Below are 17,780 nucleotides of genomic sequence, written 5' to 3' on the forward strand. Positions count from 1 at the left end.
CTTAATACTTAAGCCACTTATACAATTCCTTATAACTCGCTTTTTTGCCGTACATCAAAATTCCTACCCGGTAAATTTTAGCCGAAACCCATAATACTCCAAAATTGGTGGCAATAAGAACAATTAGTGAAATTGCTATTTCCCACCATGGCACCCCAAATGGAATACGCATTAGCATCACTATGGGAGATGTTAACGGGATAATTGAAAAAATAGTGGATACCGTGCCATGTGGATTTTCAACCACCGAAAAGAATCCAACATAGATCCCCAGGATAAGCGGTAGAATAATGGGAAACATAAACTGCTGGGTATCGGTTTCGCTGTCTACGGCGGCACCAATAGCGGCATAAATTGCGCTGTATAAAAAGTATCCTCCTATAAAGTATATTATAAAGAAAGTTAGCAAACTGGCATACGGTAATTTAAGAACATCGGTCACCAGCTGATTTAGCTTTGGGCTCCCTGCAGATTCCATTGCTACCGTGGCAGGTGTTTCAGTAGCCATTGGGTCTATTCCTAAAAATGAAGAAACTCCGAAAAGTAAAACAGAACCCAGGATAATCCAGACGGTAAATTGGGTTATTCCTGCCAGAGAAGTTCCTATCACCTTACCTAATAATAATTGAAAGGGTTTTACTGAAGAAACGATGATCTCTATGATCCGGTTGGATTTTTCTTCAATAACCGAGCGCATCACCATATTCCCATAAATAATGATAAACATCATTAATAAATATCCCAGCGCACCACCAAAGAACATCTTAATATAATTGGACATTTTGGAGCTTCGTTCGCCCGAAAAGTTCCGGATCTCTACGTCTACATTAGCCCTTGCTTTATCAATTTCAGTTACATCTATCCCCTTTTCAATAAGGTGGATTCGCGTTAATTTATCTGAAATTATCTTCTCTATATTTTCAATAGTCCCAAAACCCGGTGTTTCCTTGCCATAGAATTCTATACTGGCAGGCTTATCATTTTCGTCACTTATCCCTGCAATATGAATCAGTCCAAAATATTCCTGTTCCCGCACCATTTTCTGCGCAATCTCAAGAGTGGATATGGAAAGATCCAGATACTGCACCTGGTCTGAATCTTTAAACTCTTCAGCAAATAGACCACTTTCATCATGTATCCCTATTATCTTTTGCTCAGTACTGTTAAGCATACTCAAATAGGCAATTAACATGATCATCCCCACGAAGATTAACGGACTAAGGAAGGTCATCACAATAAATGTTTTGTTCCTTACCCGGGCCAGATATTCTCTGTTTATAATGAGTCTGAGATTACGCATTTTGAGTCACAGTTTTAATAAATATATCGTTTACTGAAGGGATTACTTCTACAAAATGGTCTATGGTAGCGCGTGTTAAAAGGTATTGTATCAAATCGTTGGAAGACTCATTTTCTTTTAACTTAATAGTAAGTTTTAGGTCATCCTGAATACTTTTATATTTTGCAGGACTTACTTCAAATCTTGCTTCTAATTCCTGTTTTAAAGCCGGTTTGTCATTTGTAGCCAGCCCCACCTCAAAAGTATTGGATTTATATTCCTTTTTAATATCGGTAAGTTTTCCATCCAGGAGTTTATTGGACTTATGAATAAGCGCTATATAATCACAAAGCTCCTCAACGCTTTCCATCCGGTGAGTAGAAAACAAAATAGTTGCTCCTTCCTCTCTTAATTGCAAAATCTCATCTTTAATTAGATTGGCATTTACAGGATCGAATCCGCTAAAAGGTTCATCAAAAATTAAAAGTTTGGGTTTATGCAATACTGTAATGACAAACTGGACTTTTTGCGCCATTCCTTTAGATAATTCCTGGATCTTTTTATCCCACCAGTCTTCTATTTCCAGTTTTTTGAACCAGTAAGAGAGCCGTTCTTTAGCTTCAGCTTTAGACAAGCCTTTGAGACGGGCTAAATAAAGTGCCTGCTCTCCAACTTTCATGGATTTATACAAACCTCTTTCCTCAGGTAAATAGCCTATATGGGCGATATCATCCGGATGAAGGGGTTTCCCATCTAGGTAAATTTTGCCCTCATCGGGCATGGTAATCTGGTTGATGATTCTTAAAAATGTGGTTTTCCCCGCACCATTCGGCCCTAATAGACCAAATATGCTTTCTCTGGGAATATTGATCGAAACATTGTTGAGTGCAGTAAAACTTCCAAAGCGTTTGTAGACATTTTCTGCAACCAAAAGATTATCCATATAGTCTTTTATATTATGTTAAAGATATATAAATAGGCAGACAGAAAAAGTCGATTAAGAAGATTTTATAAAATAAGGAATGTCCTTAAAAACAAAACCCACCCTTAATAAATTAAGGATGGGAAAAAAATTGCTATGAAAAAGAAAAATTTATCACTAATAGACTTAGTGATAATCAAATATATAAATTTTTTCTTAAAATTGGCTTTTAAGAAAACATATCTTTAACTTTTTCAAAGAACGATTTGTCACTTTTTTCAGGATTTGGCTGGAAGTTCTCATCGTTCGCCATTCTTTCAAAAAATTCTCTTTGTTCTTTATTCAGGGTTTTTGGAGTCCAGACATTTACATGTACTAATAGATCACCTTTTCCGTATCCATTAATACTACTAATACCTTTCCCACGAAGTCTCAGGATCTTACCGGATTGTACGCCTTCATCGATCTTGATACGCACCTTCCCGGTTACCGTATCGATCTCTCTTGAAGTTCCCAATACCGCTTCAGAATAACTAATATAAAGGTCATAATGCAGGTTATCTCCTTCTCTTTGAAGACTTGGATGAGCCTTTTCTTCAATAGCTACTAACAGATCTCCCGGAATTCCATTGCCCGGAGCATCATTTCCTTTACCGGAAACCTTTAACTGCATTCCATCTTCAACTCCTGCAGGAATTTTAATAGAAACAGTTTCCTCTTGCATTACAAGTCCCTGAGCATCTGCACCGGCAGCTTTTTGATCGATCATTTGCCCACTACCTCCACAGGTTGTACAAGGAGAAGCAGTTTGCATTCTACCAAGAATAGTGTTGGTAACACGAGTAACCTGCCCGGAACCATTACAGGTGGAACAGGTTTTATAGGTTGTGCCTGAAGCCTGAACCTTCCGCTTTACTTTTATCTTCTTTTCACAGCCGTTAGCAATCTCTTCCAAATTTAAAGCAACTCTTATTCTTAGGTTACTTCCCTTGGCACGACGCTGACCACCGCCAAAACCGCCACCAAATCCAGAGAAACCGCCGCCAAAACCGCCACCAAAGATGTCACCAAACTGGCTGAAAATATCATCCATATTCATGCCTCCGCCACCGCCGAAGCCTCCACCTTCAAAGGCCTGGTGACCAAAACGATCATATTTGGCTCTCTTCTCCTGGTTTCCTAATACTTCATAAGCTTCAGCAGATTTCTTAAAAAGTTCTTCGGCCTTGGAATCTCCCGGGTTTTTATCAGGGTGATATTTTAAGGCTTTTTTTCTATAAGCTTTTTTGATCTCTGCGGCTGAAGCGTCCTTGCTCACGCCTAATATTTCGTAATAATCTTCTTTCATCTTTAGTTTTTACAGTTTTGTAAAAGCGTTTTTTATTTTCCCGTAACTACTTTAGGGTATCTAATAATACGTTCCCCTAATTTGTAACCCGGTTCCACTACATCAACAATCTTTCCTTTTAGATCGTCACTTGGTGCAGGTATTTGTGTAATGGCCTCGTGAATTTCTGAATCAAAATCTGATCCCTGTTCGATGTCCATTCTTTCAAGTCCTTTAGCTTTAAGGGTTTCTTTAAGTTTATTATGAATAAGCTCGATCCCTTTTAGTAGATTCTCATCACCAGACTTTTTAAGCTCGGCCATGGCTCTGTCAAAATCGTCCATTACCGGCAACATAGCTGTCATTACTTCCTGATTGGCAGTTTTAAACAACTCCAGTCTTTCTTTAGAAGTCCTTCTCTTATAATTTTCAAATTCAGCAAAAAGTCTTAAGAATTTATCTTTTTCTTTTTGAAGGTCCTCTTTTATTCTTTCTTCTTCAGTAAGCTCTTCGCTGGAATCAGACTCCACCTCAGCATTATCAGCCTTTTCATCAAGTTCGTTAATCGCATCATCGATGGCCTCTTCCACCTGATCTTTCACCTCTTTATTTTCTGTTTGGTTTTTATCGTCTTTTCGGCTCATTTTTTAAAATTTACTTTCATCCTCTATTGGGCAAAATCGTTGCCAATCCGTTTAAAATGTCAAAATGTCACAAATTTTTTTTAATACAATTTTATGAACTACGGAATGGGATTCATTTTACTTTTGCGCCAAATCTTTAAAAATTAAACTAAAATGAAAAAGTTATTTATTAATGCATTTGTAATTGCCGGTCTTGGACTTGGTGTGACCGGATGTAAGGATAACAATAAAGAGGCTGAAGTAGCTGAAGTACAGGACGCTGCAACCGCTGAAGCTGAAGCAATGGAATTTAAAGTAGACACCACCGCTTCTACTATTGAGTGGCAGGGTGAAAAACCAACAGGAACTCATACCGGTACAATTAAAATCGCCGAAGGTTCTTTTATGGCCAATGACAGTATTATTGAAAGCGGATCTTTTGTAATCGATATGGAATCTATCGAGGTTACAGATCTTGAAGGAGATCAAAAATCTAATCTGGAAGCTCACCTTAAAGGTACAGTTGAAGGAAAAGAAGGTGATTTCTTTAATGTAACAAAATTCCCTACTGCTAAATTCGAAATTACCGGAATTACAGAAGAGAACGGACAAAAAATGCTTCAGGGTAACCTTACTCTGAAAGAAGAGACTAAGAATATTTCTTTCCCGGTATCTATCGATAAAGAAGGTGAAACTTACAACATTACAAGTGAAGAATTCACTATTGACCGTACTAAGTGGAATGTGAACTATGGTTCAAAATCTGTTTTTGATGGTCTTGGTGATAAGTTCATCAATGATGACATCCAGTTGAAAATAAACCTGAAAGCCAAAAAAGCTTAAGTTTTAATTTGAATTAAGTATAAAGCCCTGCAAACGCAGGGCTTTTTTTATTAGGTAAGATCTCCTAATGCCCGGGATAAATTGGTATAATTAAAACTATAACCCTGTTCCTCGATTTTTTTACTGCTTACCCTCTGGCTTGATAATACTATCTGGGACATTTCTCCAAGCAGAGTTTTTAAAGCAAATTTTGGCACATTGGGCAACCACAAACTTTTACCCATCTTCTTAGCCAGTTCTTTAGTTAGTTCTTTATTAGTGACAGGATTTGGAGCAACCGCATTAAAGGTTCCGGTAAGATCATTTTCTATGGCATATAGAAAAATACCGGCAAGGTCGTCTATATGAATCCAGGATTGCCATTGTTCACCATCCCCTAAAGCAGCTCCAAGGTTTAAGGAAATTGGTTTTTTGACTTTCTCCAACATTCCGCCGTTTTCAGCTAAAACCAGTCCTACTCTTATTTTGGCAACATCCAGCCCTAATTCTTCAAATTCATCGGCAGCTTCCTCCCATTTTTCCACCACGGTGCCCACAAAATTATCAGCTGTTTTATTCTCATCTTCAAAGTAAAGATTCTCCAAAGAACTTGGATAAATACCAATGGCACTTGCTGAAATGAAATTTTCAACCTGGTGATGAGTAGTTTTTAGAGTATTATATAATAATGCAGCAGATTCGGTACGACTTTTAATGATTGTTCGTTTATAGGATCTGGACCAGGGTTCGGCAATACTGGCACCGGCGAGATGCACTATGGTCTTAACACCCTCGAGACATCCGTCTTCTATAGTTCCATTTTTAGGATCCCAGAAATAACCACGGTAATCATCTCCTTTTTCGATCTTTGATTTACTGGTAGTAAGATAATTGACCTTTATTCCTTTTTCGCGACACAGTTCGCTTAATCTGGACCCAATTAAACCGGTTGCACCTGTAATTAATATCCTCATTCCACCTATTTTTAAGGTTAAGATACAATACAGATTTTGTAGAGAAATAACTTAAATGCAGTTTAACTGTTGATACCTTATACTTTAACAGCTCTTAACATTTCCCGTTTTCCAGGAGGACCAGGTAGTTTTTCTGCCTGAAAACCACAAGAGATCATGGCCCTGCGCACACTTCCTTTAGCAGCATAGGTTACCAATATTCCATTATGTCTCAAGGCCTTATACATGATCCCAAAGATTTCTTCCGTCCAAAGATCAGGCTGAACCCTGGCCCCAAATGCATCGAAATAAATGAGGTCAAAATTGGATTCATATTCCAGTTCTTCAAACTTTTTCTGAACTTTCTTCAGTTCAAATTTTTCAGATACTTTGGAATTTTGATGCCAAGGAATTTGATGCATCAAGTCAAAATACTCAGCATATTCTGAAGCTTCAGCGGAGGCAGGGTAATTTAACTGGGCTACTTCTTCCTTGCCTACAGGATAGGCTTCGATCCCGGTGTACTGAACATCCACATCAAGTTTTTCAGCCTCCACCAAAGTAAGAAAGGCGTTAAGGCCGGTTCCAAAACCAATTTCCAGAATGGAAACCTCCTTTTTTGGGTATGTCTCCATCCAGTGATGCAGTCCCATTTTCAGGAAAACGTGACGAGCTTCCTGTATCGCGCCATGTTTCGAATGGTATTGCTCATCCCATTCTGGCAAATGAATGGTTACAGACCCGTCTCCGGTTTTTATGATCTTTCGTTCCAAATTATTTTTTTAATAATACTCCGCGGGCTAAAAACCCGTAGGTTTTTTGACTACTTGTAATGCTATTGATTTCTTCAACAGATTTCCCCGCGTCTTTAGCATAGTGCTTTTGATCTTCTACAGATACTTCTTCGATAAAGGCCTTCCCTTCTACTATTACCCGGCTGCCTTCAATATCTTTTGGCACAAAAAAGCCATAATCTTTAAATTTCACTTGTGGATCCTCACTGGTATCAGGCAGATCAAGAACCATCCAGCAACCTTTCATCTTGCATACACTATTAACCGTAGCAATAAATTTCACATCAATGGTATCATTAATATTTAGCCCGGCATATTGTTTCTTCATATCCGCAGCCGTGAGATAATCCAAAGGAGTAATTTTTTCTCCAAAACTTTCCCATTCTTCCTGCTGTAGACCGGCATCGGCTACCATTGGAGAAACGGGTTGCTGTTTTTCTTTACAGCTTAATAAACACACAACAAATAACAGAATAAAGGCTCTTAAATGCATCTTTTTCAGAATTAATGAGGAGTAAGAGCACAAATTTACCAAAACTTTAGATTTTGATTCTGCTTATATTTCGGTAAATTTGTGAACTTATTAGTAACCAGTGAAAAATCTAACCTCAATGATAGAAATACAAAAAGCCCCGGAATCGAAAATCGATAAAATTAATTTTGACAATCTCGCTTTCGGTCAGGTTTTTACAGATCATATGATGGAATGCGATTTTAGCGATGGCAAATGGCAAAAGCCCATTATAAAGCCTTACGGCCCATTATCGCTGGAACCATCAGCAAGGGTTTTTCATTATGGACAGGCGGTGTTTGAAGGGATGAAAGCCTTTAAAGATTCTAACGATAAGATCTGGCTTTTTAGACCGGATCAAAACTTTGAAAGGATCAATAAATCCAGTGCACGTCTTGCAATTCCTGAATTCCCAAAAGACTATTTTTTTGAAGCGCTTGAAGAGTTATTAAAACTTGATAAAGACTGGATTAAAAAAGGTACAGGAAATAGTTTATATATAAGACCGTTTGTTATTGCTACTGAAGCAGGAGTTTCGGCCGCAGCAGCTCAGGAATATAAATTCATGATCATTTGTTCTCCCGCACAGGCATATTATAGCGGGGAAGTAAGAGTTAAGTTTTCTGAAAAATTCAGCCGTGCTGCCGATGGTGGTGTTGGATTTGCAAAAGCTGCCGGAAATTACGGTGCTCAGTTTTATCCAACCAATCTGGCTAAACAAGAAGGATTTCAGCAAATAATCTGGACAGATGCCAATACCCATGATTATCTGGAAGAAGCGGGAACCATGAATATTTTCTTCAGAATTGGAGATACTTTGGTTACTGCACCTACCAATGACAGGATCCTTGACGGAGTTACCAGAAAAAGTGTCCTGACACTTGCTGAAGAATTCAATATTCCTACTGAAGTGCGACGTGTAAGCGTGAAAGAGGTAGTGGAAGCTGCCAAAGCAGGAGAACTTAAAGAGATGTTTGGTTCTGGTACTGCTACCGTAATTAATCCTATTGTTGGATTTGGATATAAGGATGAAAAATTTGAATTACCTAAAATGGAAGAAAGCTATGCCAGCTTCTTTAAAGATAAATTGATGAAAATTCAATATAACGAAGCTGAAGATAAATTTGGCTGGACTTATGAAGTAAAGCAATAAAATAAGAATCCCGGTTTTAACCGGGATTTTTTTTCACCAGCTTAGAAATAATTTACCTATTAAGGACTTTCTCTATTTCAGGTTTAAAATAATCCGGCCCTTTGAGAACTTTCCCATCTTCCCTGTAAATAGGCTTCCCATCTCTCCCCAGTTTACTCATATTACTTGCCTGTATCTCTGCAAACACCTCCTCTATTTTATGCTCCATTCCATGTTCCAGGATAGTTCCGCATAAAATGTATAACATATCGCCAAGAGCATCTGCCACTTCCACCAAATCATTATTATTGGCAGCTTCCAGATATTCTTCATTTTCTTCTTTCATTAAATTGTACCTGAGTAAATTCTTTGACGGTCCTAAATTGGCTATTGGTTCATTTTCTATTCCCAACCCAAATGCAGAATGAAATTCTTTGACTGCAGCGATATGCTTCTTCATATTATTATATCTTAAAAGTTTAACTTTGCTGAAAATTTAAATAAATGTTTTCTACCGGACAATGGATATTTGCAGGCTTTTTTGTGATTGCCTTTGTATTAGTAATGATCTTTAGTTACCGCAAGGACCTTAAACTTCACCGGAAGTATTATAAAGGAAGTTTATACGTGTTGCTGGGTTTTATAATTTTTATTGCCTTGCTCTTTCTTATTAAAAGCCAGCTGAATCATTAAATCAAAGGAATACCTAAGCTATTTCCGAATTTATATATATTAGCATTACCAATCTTTACCAACCATGAAAATTATTAAATACCTATTCTTTTTACTGCTTATTTTTTTAATTGGAGCCTCAGTTTATATCGCTACCAAAGATGGAAGTTATCAAATTGAGCAGAAACAGATGATGGCTGCTCCCCAGGAAGTGGTATATGATTATGTTAATGATTTCACCAACTGGAAAGATTGGGAACCGTGGTCTCAAGGGGCTGATGATGTAATTGTTAACTACCTGGAAAAAACCAGCGGTGAAGGAGCAGGATACTCCTGGAAAAGTGAGGAGTTAGGAGAAGGAGAAATTATCACTCTGGAAGCCAATCCACATTCAGATTTAAAGCAGAAAATAACTTTTATTACCCCGTTTGGGAGTTCCAGCAGTTCTATTTACTGGGAATTTGAAAAAGTTAAGGACAGCACCCTGGTGACCTGGGGAATGCAGGGAAAGCAAAGTTTTATGGAAAAAGCTGCTTTTATCTTTCAAAAGGAAAGTTTAAGCGAAATGATGCTTCCTATGTACAGAAAAGGCTTGGATAGCTTAGAGGAGGAGTTGCGTAAAAAGATGGAAAGTTACACCATTAATGTTGATGGAATTACTCAGCATGGTGGAGGTTACTATATGTACATTACAACTGCCAGTAACATCCAACAGATTTCTTCTAAGAAGGAGAAAATGTTTAGTGAGGTAAGCACTTTTATGTCTACCAATAATATTGAAAAAGTAGGAAAGCCTTTTGTTTTATATAATGATTGGAATGAAAGCCGTGGAACTGCTATTTATTCTGCTGCTTTCTTTACCCCGAGTGAGGTGATCACAACCAATGAAAGCGCGGTGTTAAACGGTTTTATGCCGAATCAAAAAACTCTAAAAACCACTCTTAACGGAAAATACGAGAATTTAAAAGAAGCCTGGGATAAGGCGTATAATTATATAGAGCAGAATGGCCTCGCTATTAATCAGGATGCAGAATCATTTGAAGTTTACGTTGTAGGCCCGAATGATAATGCGAATCCTGCAGAATGGATCACCCAGATATATATTCCGCTAAAAACAGAAAATGAGCAGGTAAATGATTAAGAATTTGATTCTAATCTTTATTGGCGGTGGGCTTGGAAGCAGCCTTCGTTATCTCATTAGCAAGACCCTGAATATTTCGGGTCTTTTTCCTTTAGGCACTTTTGCAGTCAACATCATTGGCAGCCTCCTTCTGGGCTTACTTATGGGTTGGGCCCTTAAGTCAAATATGTTACAGAGTCCGGTCATGTTTTTAGCCGGTGTAGGTTTTTGTGGGGGTTTTACCACCTTTAGTACTTTTTCATTTGAAAATTACACTCTTTTAAAATCGGGAGACTATTTATTGTTCTCTTTTTACTTTTTTGGAAGTCTAATTTTAGGAATTATAGCAATTCTTATCGGAATTTTGATCTCAAAGTTCTTCTGAAGGAGTTCATTCATTAGCATATTATAGATTTTTAATCATTTTAATATATACCCCTAATTTTTTAGGGGTATATATTCTTTATATCATAAAAATGAAATATTACCCCTTATTAAAAAGGGGTCTGCCTCTCTATTTAGCTACATTTATCACATTAATAAATGTAAATCATGAAAAAAATAGAAGCCATTATTCGAAAATCTGAATTCGACAAAACCAAACAGGCCCTGCATGATATTGGGGTCACTTTTTTTAGTTACTGGGACGTAACCGGAGTTGGCAACGAAAAAGTTGGCCATGTTTATCGCGGGGTTAGCTACAGCACTACAGACATTCAACGCCGCTATTTATCTATAGTAGTCACAGATTCTTTCCTGGACAAAACAGTGGAAACGCTGCTTAAGGTTGCTAATACCGGAAAAGTTGGAGACGGTAAAATATTTGTTTCCACAATTGACCAGGCGTACAGAATAAGAACTAAAGAAAATGGATCAGACTCTCTCAAATAATCATTCATAACCAGATAGAAAATATGGAAACATTACTAACTATTAATAATGTATGGATGATGATCTGTACAGCACTTGTATTCTTCATGCATCTTGGATTTGCCTTTTTAGAAATAGGTTTAACCCGCCAGAAGAATACCATTAATATATTATTTAAAAACCTATTCATTATTACCTCCGGCCTACTACTATATTGCCTGCTGGGCTTCAATCTCATGTATCCCGGTGAGTTTAATGGATTCCTTGGATTTGCAGGTTTTGGCTTGGACAGTCCAATTGTTAACGGTTCATTAGATCTTGCCTATAATGAGGGATATACTTACTGGACAGATTTTCTCTTTCAGGGGATGTTTGCCGCCACAGCCGCAACTATAGTTTCCGGAGCAGTAGCTGAACGTATAAAGCTTAACAGCTTTATGATCTTTGTAGTTCTATATATAGGTATCATATATCCTATAGCAGGCTCCTGGAAATGGGGCGGCGGATTTCTTGACGAAATGGGGTTCTATGATTTTGCAGGCTCTACCCTTGTTCATTCCGTTGGTGGATGGGCAGCTCTCGTAGCAATCTGGTTACTCGGGGCAAGAATTGGCAAATTTAAAGACGGGAAAACCGGGGCTTTTCCGGGACATAGCATGCCCTATGCCACCGCCGGTGTGATAATACTCTGGTTAGGATGGTTTGGATTTAATGGAGGTTCGGTGCTTTCTGCAGATCCTGAACTTACCTCTCTTACTCTCGTTACCACCTGTCTTGCAGCCGCAGCCGGAGGGGTAGCATCATTTATATTCTCTTCCCTGCTTTATAAAAATTATGACATTACCATGTTTCTAAATGGGATCCTGGGTGGATTAGTTGGAATTACTGCAGGCGCCGATTTAATGTCACCTACAGATTCTATACTCATAGGCGCACTTGCCGGGGTAATTATTGTTCTGGGGGTTGCTCTTGTCGACAGACTAAAACTGGATGACCCGGTTGGTGCGGTAGCCGTTCACCTTATATGTGGGATTTGGGGCACATTGGCCGTAGGCATTTTTGGAAGCCTGGCAGGATTTGACCAGTTCATTACCCAACTTATAGGGGTAGCTTGTTACGCTGCACTCTGTATTCCGGGTTCCTTTCTAATATTCTATACACTTAAAATATCAATGGGAATAAGAGTTTCAGAAAAAGAAGAGGTCGAGGGACTGGATATCCACGAGCATGGCATGGATGCCTACCCCGATTTCAGATTAAATCAACAGTAGTCCTAATTAAAAAATGGAGCGTTCCTCCAAACGCTCCATTCAAATAATTACTATTCCTAATCAACACAGTTCACTTTGTCGCTAAACAATAAGTTAAACCATTGTATCAATCAGTTTTTATCATGAAAGCAATTACCAATTCAAAATTAGTAAAATTTCTGTTTTTTCTATTACTCCTTGCGCCAGATTCCGGATTAATCGCACAGGAAGAAGAAATCACTTCAACCCCTAATTTCTCAATTAGCGGAACCGTTGACGCCTATTTTAGAACAAATTTCAATGGTTTGAACAGATCATTGGTAGAAGCAGGCGATCCGGATATAATTTACACTCCTGCCGCTCCGGCTACTGCTTTTGTCAACGACCCCGGTTTTGCCATAGGGATGGCCAATATCATTTTAAATTATGAAAATGAAAAAGTTGGATTCGGGGCAGACCTGGTATTTGGTCCCCGGGGAGAGGATGCTGTTTTTCTCTCTAAATCATCCATAAACATCGTAAACCAGCTATACGCTTTTTATAAAGTAAATGATGCGCTAAAATTTACATTAGGTAACTGGAATACATTTTTGGGCTATGAGGTGATCTCACCCTCTGCAAATTTCCATTATTCTACCTCCTATTTGTTTTCCTACGGCCCGTTCTCGCATACCGGTATCAAAGCAGATTTTAATTTTACCGAAAACTGGACCGGGATGCTAGCAATAATGAATCCCACTGATTATACCGAATTTAACCCTATTGGGAAATATTCTTATGGTGCTCAGCTGGGTTATAGCAATTCAAACGGAAGTGCTTTTTTAAATTTACTTTATGGAGATCAAACTATGAGTGAACATTCACTTTTTCAAATCGACCTTACCACGGGATGGGATTTGACAGAGACTTTTTGTTTTGGTTTTAACGGGAGTTATCAGGCTACTAACGGATCAGGATTTTATGGCGCAGCTGTTTATCCTCAACTTTCTTTATTAGATAAATTTGATTTAGGTTTTAGAGCCGAATATTTCAAAGAAAGGGACGGTGATACCATAGTTTATAATGCCGACACCAGTGTAACTGCATTTACACTTACCGGAAGTTATACCCAGGGCGGCCTGATAATTAAACCTGAATTTAGAGTTGACACCCTTTCAGATGATTATCCGGCATTTTATGATAAGGACCTGAAACCTGGAAACCAACTTTCCTCCTTTGTTCTTGCGGCGATTTATGCTTTTTAATTAAGGCTTCTCAAAAGCCTTAACTCCGGCAAGAACTTCAGTATCAAGATTATTTTCAGCGGGAGGACCAGGACAGGAAAATCTCCCGCTGTATGCACAATATGGGTTATATGCCCGGTTAAAATCTAAAACCACCATTTTGGATTCCGGAATCCTGAAATCCAGATATCTCCCACCGCCATAGGTAGACCGGCCATTGGTAAGATCTGTAAAAGGGATGAACAAATAATCATAATATTCAGGGTCCTGCACCAGCTCCTGATTTTGATATACATTCAATTTAAAATCCTTATCCTTCAGTTTAAAATATAGCTCTCCGTACTTCACATAGACCGGAGTACGATCTGTACTTGTTTTCATCAAAAAGGGAGGTTCAGCCGGAGTTCTCACAAATTCAGCTTCAAGGATATAATCCTTGTTTATCTCAAAAAAATCCAGTCCGGTAAAATTTTTCAGATCTTTTTCCTCCAAAGGAGACTCCTTAGGATTGGCAAAGTCCTTATTTAGTTTTTCCTGATAAGCTTTTGCTTCTTTAATTCCATTTTGTGCATATCCAAAATTACCTGATGCCAGGATGAACATTAATAAGAAAAGTACTTTACTGCCACCCTGCATATAATTGATTTTAATTGTTGAATAATTAATTAGGACGCCAAAATTTAAATTAATTTTGGCCTGCTAATATAAGGTATGAAAAATTTATATAGGTCCTATCTGGAATCCTTTAGCGGATTAAGGAAAGAAATCTGGTTGCTCTCATTTATCACTCTAATTAACAGAGCCGGCACCATGGTTATACCTTTTTTATCACTTTACCTTACTAAGAATCGTGGTTTTTCACCGGGAGAAGTTGGATGGATCCTCACCTTTTTTGGACTTGGTTCAGTAACCGGGTCTTATTTAGGCGGAAAATTGACCGATAAGATAGGGCATTACAAGACCATGGCCGGAAGTCTTATCTTAAGCTCCATCCTTTTTGTTCTGCTCCAATTTCCGAATGATTTCTGGACGATTTGTCTGGGTATTTATCTGGTTATGACCGTTGCTGATATCTTTAGGCCTGCCGTTTTTGTAGCCATAAGTGCCTACAGTAAACCCGAAAACAGAACCCGCTCGGTTACTTTGATAAGGCTTGCAATCAATCTGGGATTTTCTGCAGGGCCTGCACTGGGTGGATTTATTATCGCCACCGCAGGCTACAGCGGACTCTTCTGGGTGGATGGGATCACCTGTTTATTGGCCGGGATCCTTTTACTTAAATTACTACATCCTAAACGTTCGGTTCCCGAAACGGAAACAGAAATCGACAATCCCGCAAGTGCATTTAAAGACAACCTATACCTTATATTCATTGCGGTCATGGTGATCTTTGGATTCATATTTATTCAGTATTTCTCAACCATGCCGCTATATTATTCAGATCACCACCATCTTTCTGAATTCGAAATAGGCTTACTACTGGGATTAAACGGTTTATTCATTTTCCTATTTGAAATGCCATTGATCAAATTCATGGAAAACCGGAAGTACTCATCCATAACTTATGTAATCCTGGGAACCATATTGACGGGAATTAGCTTTCTGGTGATCAATCTTACCGGCTGGACCGGTATTCTGGTAGTGGGAATGTTTCTGGTTACCATTGGAGAAATGATCGCTTTCCCGTTTTCCAACAGTTTTGCACTTAACAGATCTGACGGAAAAAAACGCGGCTCCTATATGGCCTTATATAGTATAGCGTTCTCTATAAGTCATATTTTTGGACATAATACCGGGATGCAGTTAATTGACAATTTTGGATTTACTTTCACCTGGAACACCATGTTTGCATTTGCCGTTCTAGCATGTATTCTCCTTGTAATATTGAAGAATCTTTTAAGGAAAGAAGCTTCTGCTACTTAGGCTGTTCATTATAAAATTTTGACTTCCCCAGATATTTTTTTACCACTTCATTATATTCTTCTGAGAATTGAAGGTCCAGGGCGCCGGGAATATCATAGAGCTTTTCAAAATCCTTATAGCCGGTTTTTAAGAGATCTTCCAGATAAAGCAGTGCTGTGGGATAATCACCGTCTTTAGCAGACAGGGATATGATTTTAAGGTAAGCTTCCGGATCCTCCTGATTTACCGCAGTTCTTAATACGCTAATAAATATCTTATTATCTACCGGCAGATCAGATTTCTGGATAAGATCAAATTCTCTTTTGGTTATAAAATCCAGATAGCCGTGAAGACGAAATGCCATATTAACTCTTGCTTCATTATCACTTTCTTTTAATTTTTTTAATTCGTCAACCTGATACGCCCACCAGCCGATATTCTGAAAATTACTGGTCATAATATCTGCACGGAGTAAATATTCGTACTCTGCTTGCTGTTCCTTCTCTACTGCAATGGCTCTTTTAAAATCACGGCGCTGGGAATTATATCCATCGGTTTTTTTTACCGCTTTGATCGTTCTCTCAATTTCGTCCTCAAAACCAAAATCTTCATATTTCTCTTCCATCCTCTTCAAATGTTCTACGGAAGAATAAAGCTGGTTTGATTTTCTCATCTCCTGAACATAGGCCAGTTCATTCTGAAAAAGCTTTTCTATTAATTTTACATCTTTTGGAATGGAGCCATCCCGTATCGATTGAAGGGTAAACCCGGCAACTGCATTCGTGATCACACTGCTTTCTGGCCACTGGTTTTCTTTTCCGTTGAAATAATATACCTCGGTAGGAAAGTCCAGGTTATCATAAAATTTCAAATAGCTTTCCATTTCATATACCATATAATCCCTGATCCCCGCGATTCCAATAAACATATATGGATTTTCTTTATTTACATGGGAAGGGTTTACAAAAGAATTTCCAATCGCCATAATCCCGCCAATATTTTTAAATAGCAAAGGAAGCGCAGAGCCTATTTGAGCTCCTTCACCCATTCCGGCTGTATAGATTCGTGACCGGTCTACCGGAAAAGTTGAAATTATGGTATTTGCCATGGCCGTAGCCGTTTTTATAATACTATCCAGAGGTTTTGACTCCAGGTCAAGATTTATGGAAGCCAATATATAATCCTGATCCTCAGCCGCTGCACGAAATAGGTTAACACTACTCTTTCCCCGCCCGGCTGGATCAAAAATGAAAATTACCGGCCATTGTTTTTCTGAAGAATATTCAGAAGGAGTAAATAAGGAGTAAGTGATTTCCGGATTGCCGGCCACAGGCAACGAATCGGTCACCCCGCCTTTTAAGATTCGGAATTCCTGAGCTTCAGCAGCAATGCTACCGGCCAGTAAAAGAAATATATAGAGTACTTTTTTCATAGTCCAAGAATAGGCTTCAATATAAGAATTTGAATTATTATATATTCCATAAAAAAACCCGCAAGTTTCACTTGCGGGTCTATTAATTTTCGTGTCTTTTATCCTCCTCGTTTTACAGGTTGGTATTTCACCTTGGGCTTATCTGGGAAAAACAGCTTTGCCATAAGAGAAACCACCAATAGGTCTGCAAAGATCAGGAACATCACCCGAATAACCTCAATACCAGAAAATGATAGTCCGGTAAATCCAACTAATCCTGTAATTGCTGCAAGAACTAAAAATAATAGTACTTTCTTCTTCATAACGTGTTTTTATGTCTATTTCTAAGACAAATTTAATCACAGTTTTGACGTACTAATGCTAATGAAATTACAATTACATTTGATTTAACTAAAAAAAAAATTCTGTAGTATTAGTTGTTAATTTATCACTTAAAAACCTGTCTCTTTAACATAGATTTGAGAGCAGATATAATCTGATATTTTAATTTTTTTTAAGGTTCCGGATCTATAACCTTTGTTTGATGGGAGCATTCTCAATAACATTGGACAACACGATATGCGTTCGGGTTTCTCCATAGGTAATTAACTGATCTATCAATTTTTCCAAGTGAACCTGGTCTTTCAATACCACTTCCATTATGATGTTTTCATTCCCGGTAATACGATAACAGTTCAATACTTCTTTATAGGTTTTAACCGTTTCAAGAAAAGCTTTTAATCTCCCGGTAAATGCTCTAAGAGTAATGATGGCTCTAAGTTGATATCCCGTCTTTTGATGAGACAGGTTAACCGAATAGGATTCAATGATCCCCGAATCCTCCATTTTCTTAATTCTTTCGGCAACTGCGGGAGAACTTAAACCTACCTGCCTTCCAATTTCTGAAAAGGATGCTCTGGCATTTTTTTGCAAAGCCTGAAGTATATCCCAGTTAATTTGATCCTTCAT

21 protein-coding genes are annotated in these 17,780 nt (G+C 38.2%); 9 read left to right on the forward strand and 12 right to left on the reverse strand.

The genetic code is table 11. The features are described from left to right. Position 1 precedes the first annotated feature (1 nt). From ACNKXV_RS12360 to ACNKXV_RS12375, 4 genes are all read right to left on the reverse strand, one after another. A complete protein-coding gene (locus ACNKXV_RS12360; protein ID WP_417908048.1) occupies positions 2-1,300 on the reverse strand; it encodes an ABC transporter permease in 1,299 nt (432 codons plus the stop codon). Then, positions 1,293-2,222 carry an ABC transporter ATP-binding protein gene (locus tag ACNKXV_RS12365; protein ID WP_417908049.1) on the reverse strand — a complete coding sequence of 310 codons (930 nt, stop codon included), beginning with the start codon at positions 2,220-2,222 and terminating at the stop codon, positions 1,293-1,295. The genes ACNKXV_RS12360 and ACNKXV_RS12365 overlap by 8 nt, the downstream gene beginning before the upstream one ends. 208 nt (positions 2,223-2,430) lie before the next feature. Next, on the reverse strand, positions 2,431-3,549 hold the full coding sequence (dnaJ, locus tag ACNKXV_RS12370; RefSeq protein WP_417908050.1) for a molecular chaperone DnaJ: 1,119 nt from the start codon (positions 3,547-3,549) through the stop codon (positions 2,431-2,433). Positions 3,550-3,581: 32 nt separating this feature from the next. Next, a complete protein-coding gene (locus tag ACNKXV_RS12375; RefSeq protein WP_417908051.1) occupies positions 3,582-4,172 on the reverse strand; it encodes a nucleotide exchange factor GrpE in 591 nt (196 codons plus the stop codon). A gap of 153 nt (positions 4,173-4,325) precedes the next feature. Between ACNKXV_RS12375 and ACNKXV_RS12380 the strand changes: the two genes are divergently transcribed. After that, complete coding sequence (locus ACNKXV_RS12380) at positions 4,326-4,994, forward strand: YceI family protein (RefSeq protein WP_417908052.1); 669 nt, start codon at positions 4,326-4,328, stop codon at positions 4,992-4,994. 50 nt (positions 4,995-5,044) lie between these two features. On the opposite strand, the gene ACNKXV_RS12385 is transcribed toward ACNKXV_RS12380, so the two are convergent. From ACNKXV_RS12385 to ACNKXV_RS12395, 3 genes are all read right to left on the reverse strand, one after another. Beyond that, positions 5,045-5,947, reverse strand: coding sequence for a TIGR01777 family oxidoreductase (locus tag ACNKXV_RS12385; RefSeq protein ID WP_417908053.1), 903 nt, complete (start codon positions 5,945-5,947; stop codon positions 5,045-5,047). 77 nt (positions 5,948-6,024) lie between these two features. After that, positions 6,025-6,699: a tRNA (5-methylaminomethyl-2-thiouridine)(34)-methyltransferase MnmC2 gene (mnmC2, locus tag ACNKXV_RS12390; RefSeq protein WP_417908054.1), complete on the reverse strand. Its 675-nt coding sequence runs from the start codon at positions 6,697-6,699 to the stop codon at positions 6,025-6,027. Between the two features lies 1 nt (position 6,700). Further along, a complete protein-coding gene (locus tag ACNKXV_RS12395; RefSeq protein WP_417908055.1) occupies positions 6,701-7,213 on the reverse strand; it encodes a DUF4920 domain-containing protein in 513 nt (170 codons plus the stop codon). 118 nt (positions 7,214-7,331) lie between these two features. Between ACNKXV_RS12395 and ACNKXV_RS12400 the strand changes: the two genes are divergently transcribed. Continuing rightward, on the forward strand, positions 7,332-8,384 hold the full coding sequence (locus tag ACNKXV_RS12400; RefSeq protein ID WP_417908056.1) for a branched-chain amino acid aminotransferase: 1,053 nt from the start codon (positions 7,332-7,334) through the stop codon (positions 8,382-8,384). A gap of 52 nt (positions 8,385-8,436) precedes the next feature. Here ACNKXV_RS12400 and ACNKXV_RS12405 read toward each other — a convergent pair whose 3' ends face one another. After that, complete coding sequence (locus ACNKXV_RS12405) at positions 8,437-8,823, reverse strand: pyrophosphohydrolase domain-containing protein (RefSeq protein ID WP_417908057.1); 387 nt, start codon at positions 8,821-8,823, stop codon at positions 8,437-8,439. Between the two features lie 44 nt (positions 8,824-8,867). Between ACNKXV_RS12405 and ACNKXV_RS12410 the strand changes: the two genes are divergently transcribed. The 6 genes from ACNKXV_RS12410 to ACNKXV_RS12435 all read left to right on the forward strand — a co-directional run bounded on the left by ACNKXV_RS12410 (position 8,868) and on the right by ACNKXV_RS12435 (position 13,519). Next, the gene (locus tag ACNKXV_RS12410; RefSeq protein ID WP_417908058.1) at positions 8,868-9,056 is read left to right on the forward strand and encodes a hypothetical protein; all 189 of its coding nucleotides are present in this window, start codon (positions 8,868-8,870) and stop codon (positions 9,054-9,056) included. A gap of 64 nt (positions 9,057-9,120) precedes the next feature. Next, a complete protein-coding gene (locus ACNKXV_RS12415; RefSeq protein ID WP_417908059.1) occupies positions 9,121-10,176 on the forward strand; it encodes an SRPBCC family protein in 1,056 nt (351 codons plus the stop codon). Continuing rightward, positions 10,169-10,540, forward strand: coding sequence for a fluoride efflux transporter CrcB (gene crcB, locus ACNKXV_RS12420; RefSeq protein ID WP_417908060.1), 372 nt, complete (start codon positions 10,169-10,171; stop codon positions 10,538-10,540). Before ACNKXV_RS12415 ends, crcB begins: the two co-directional genes overlap by 8 nt. A gap of 167 nt (positions 10,541-10,707) precedes the next feature. Continuing rightward, positions 10,708-11,046, forward strand: coding sequence for a P-II family nitrogen regulator (locus tag ACNKXV_RS12425; protein ID WP_417908061.1), 339 nt, complete (start codon positions 10,708-10,710; stop codon positions 11,044-11,046). Positions 11,047-11,069: 23 nt separating this feature from the next. After that, complete coding sequence (locus ACNKXV_RS12430; protein ID WP_417908062.1) at positions 11,070-12,296, forward strand: ammonium transporter; 1,227 nt, start codon at positions 11,070-11,072, stop codon at positions 12,294-12,296. Between the two features lie 122 nt (positions 12,297-12,418). Further along, on the forward strand, positions 12,419-13,519 hold the full coding sequence (locus ACNKXV_RS12435) for an outer membrane beta-barrel protein (protein ID WP_417908063.1): 1,101 nt from the start codon (positions 12,419-12,421) through the stop codon (positions 13,517-13,519). Here the strand turns inward: ACNKXV_RS12435 and ACNKXV_RS12440 are convergent, their stop codons facing one another. Beyond that, positions 13,520-14,134 (reverse strand): DUF1684 domain-containing protein, encoded by a 615-nt coding sequence (locus ACNKXV_RS12440; RefSeq protein WP_417908064.1) that lies wholly within the window; start codon positions 14,132-14,134, stop codon positions 13,520-13,522. Between the two features lie 75 nt (positions 14,135-14,209). Here ACNKXV_RS12440 and ACNKXV_RS12445 point away from each other — a divergent pair, with 75 nt between their 5' ends. Continuing rightward, entirely contained in the window at positions 14,210-15,421 is a 1,212-nt protein-coding gene (locus ACNKXV_RS12445; RefSeq protein WP_417908065.1) for an MDR family MFS transporter, read from the forward strand. On the opposite strand, the gene ACNKXV_RS12450 is transcribed toward ACNKXV_RS12445, so the two are convergent. From ACNKXV_RS12450 to ACNKXV_RS12460, 3 genes are all read right to left on the reverse strand, one after another. Further along, positions 15,414-16,832, reverse strand: coding sequence for a hypothetical protein (locus ACNKXV_RS12450; protein WP_417908066.1), 1,419 nt, complete (start codon positions 16,830-16,832; stop codon positions 15,414-15,416). The genes ACNKXV_RS12445 and ACNKXV_RS12450 overlap by 8 nt on opposite strands. A 98-nt stretch (positions 16,833-16,930) precedes the next feature. After that, positions 16,931-17,134, reverse strand: a complete 204-nt coding sequence (locus ACNKXV_RS12455; RefSeq protein WP_417908067.1) for a DUF1328 domain-containing protein — start codon at positions 17,132-17,134, stop codon at positions 16,931-16,933. Positions 17,135-17,339: 205 nt separating this feature from the next. Further along, positions 17,340-17,780 (reverse strand): Lrp/AsnC family transcriptional regulator, encoded by a 441-nt coding sequence (locus tag ACNKXV_RS12460; RefSeq protein ID WP_417908068.1) that lies wholly within the window; start codon positions 17,778-17,780, stop codon positions 17,340-17,342.

The sequence above is a fragment of the Christiangramia aquimixticola genome (assembly GCF_048285835.1).
GTDB lineage: Bacteria > Bacteroidota > Bacteroidia > Flavobacteriales > Flavobacteriaceae > Christiangramia > Christiangramia aquimixticola.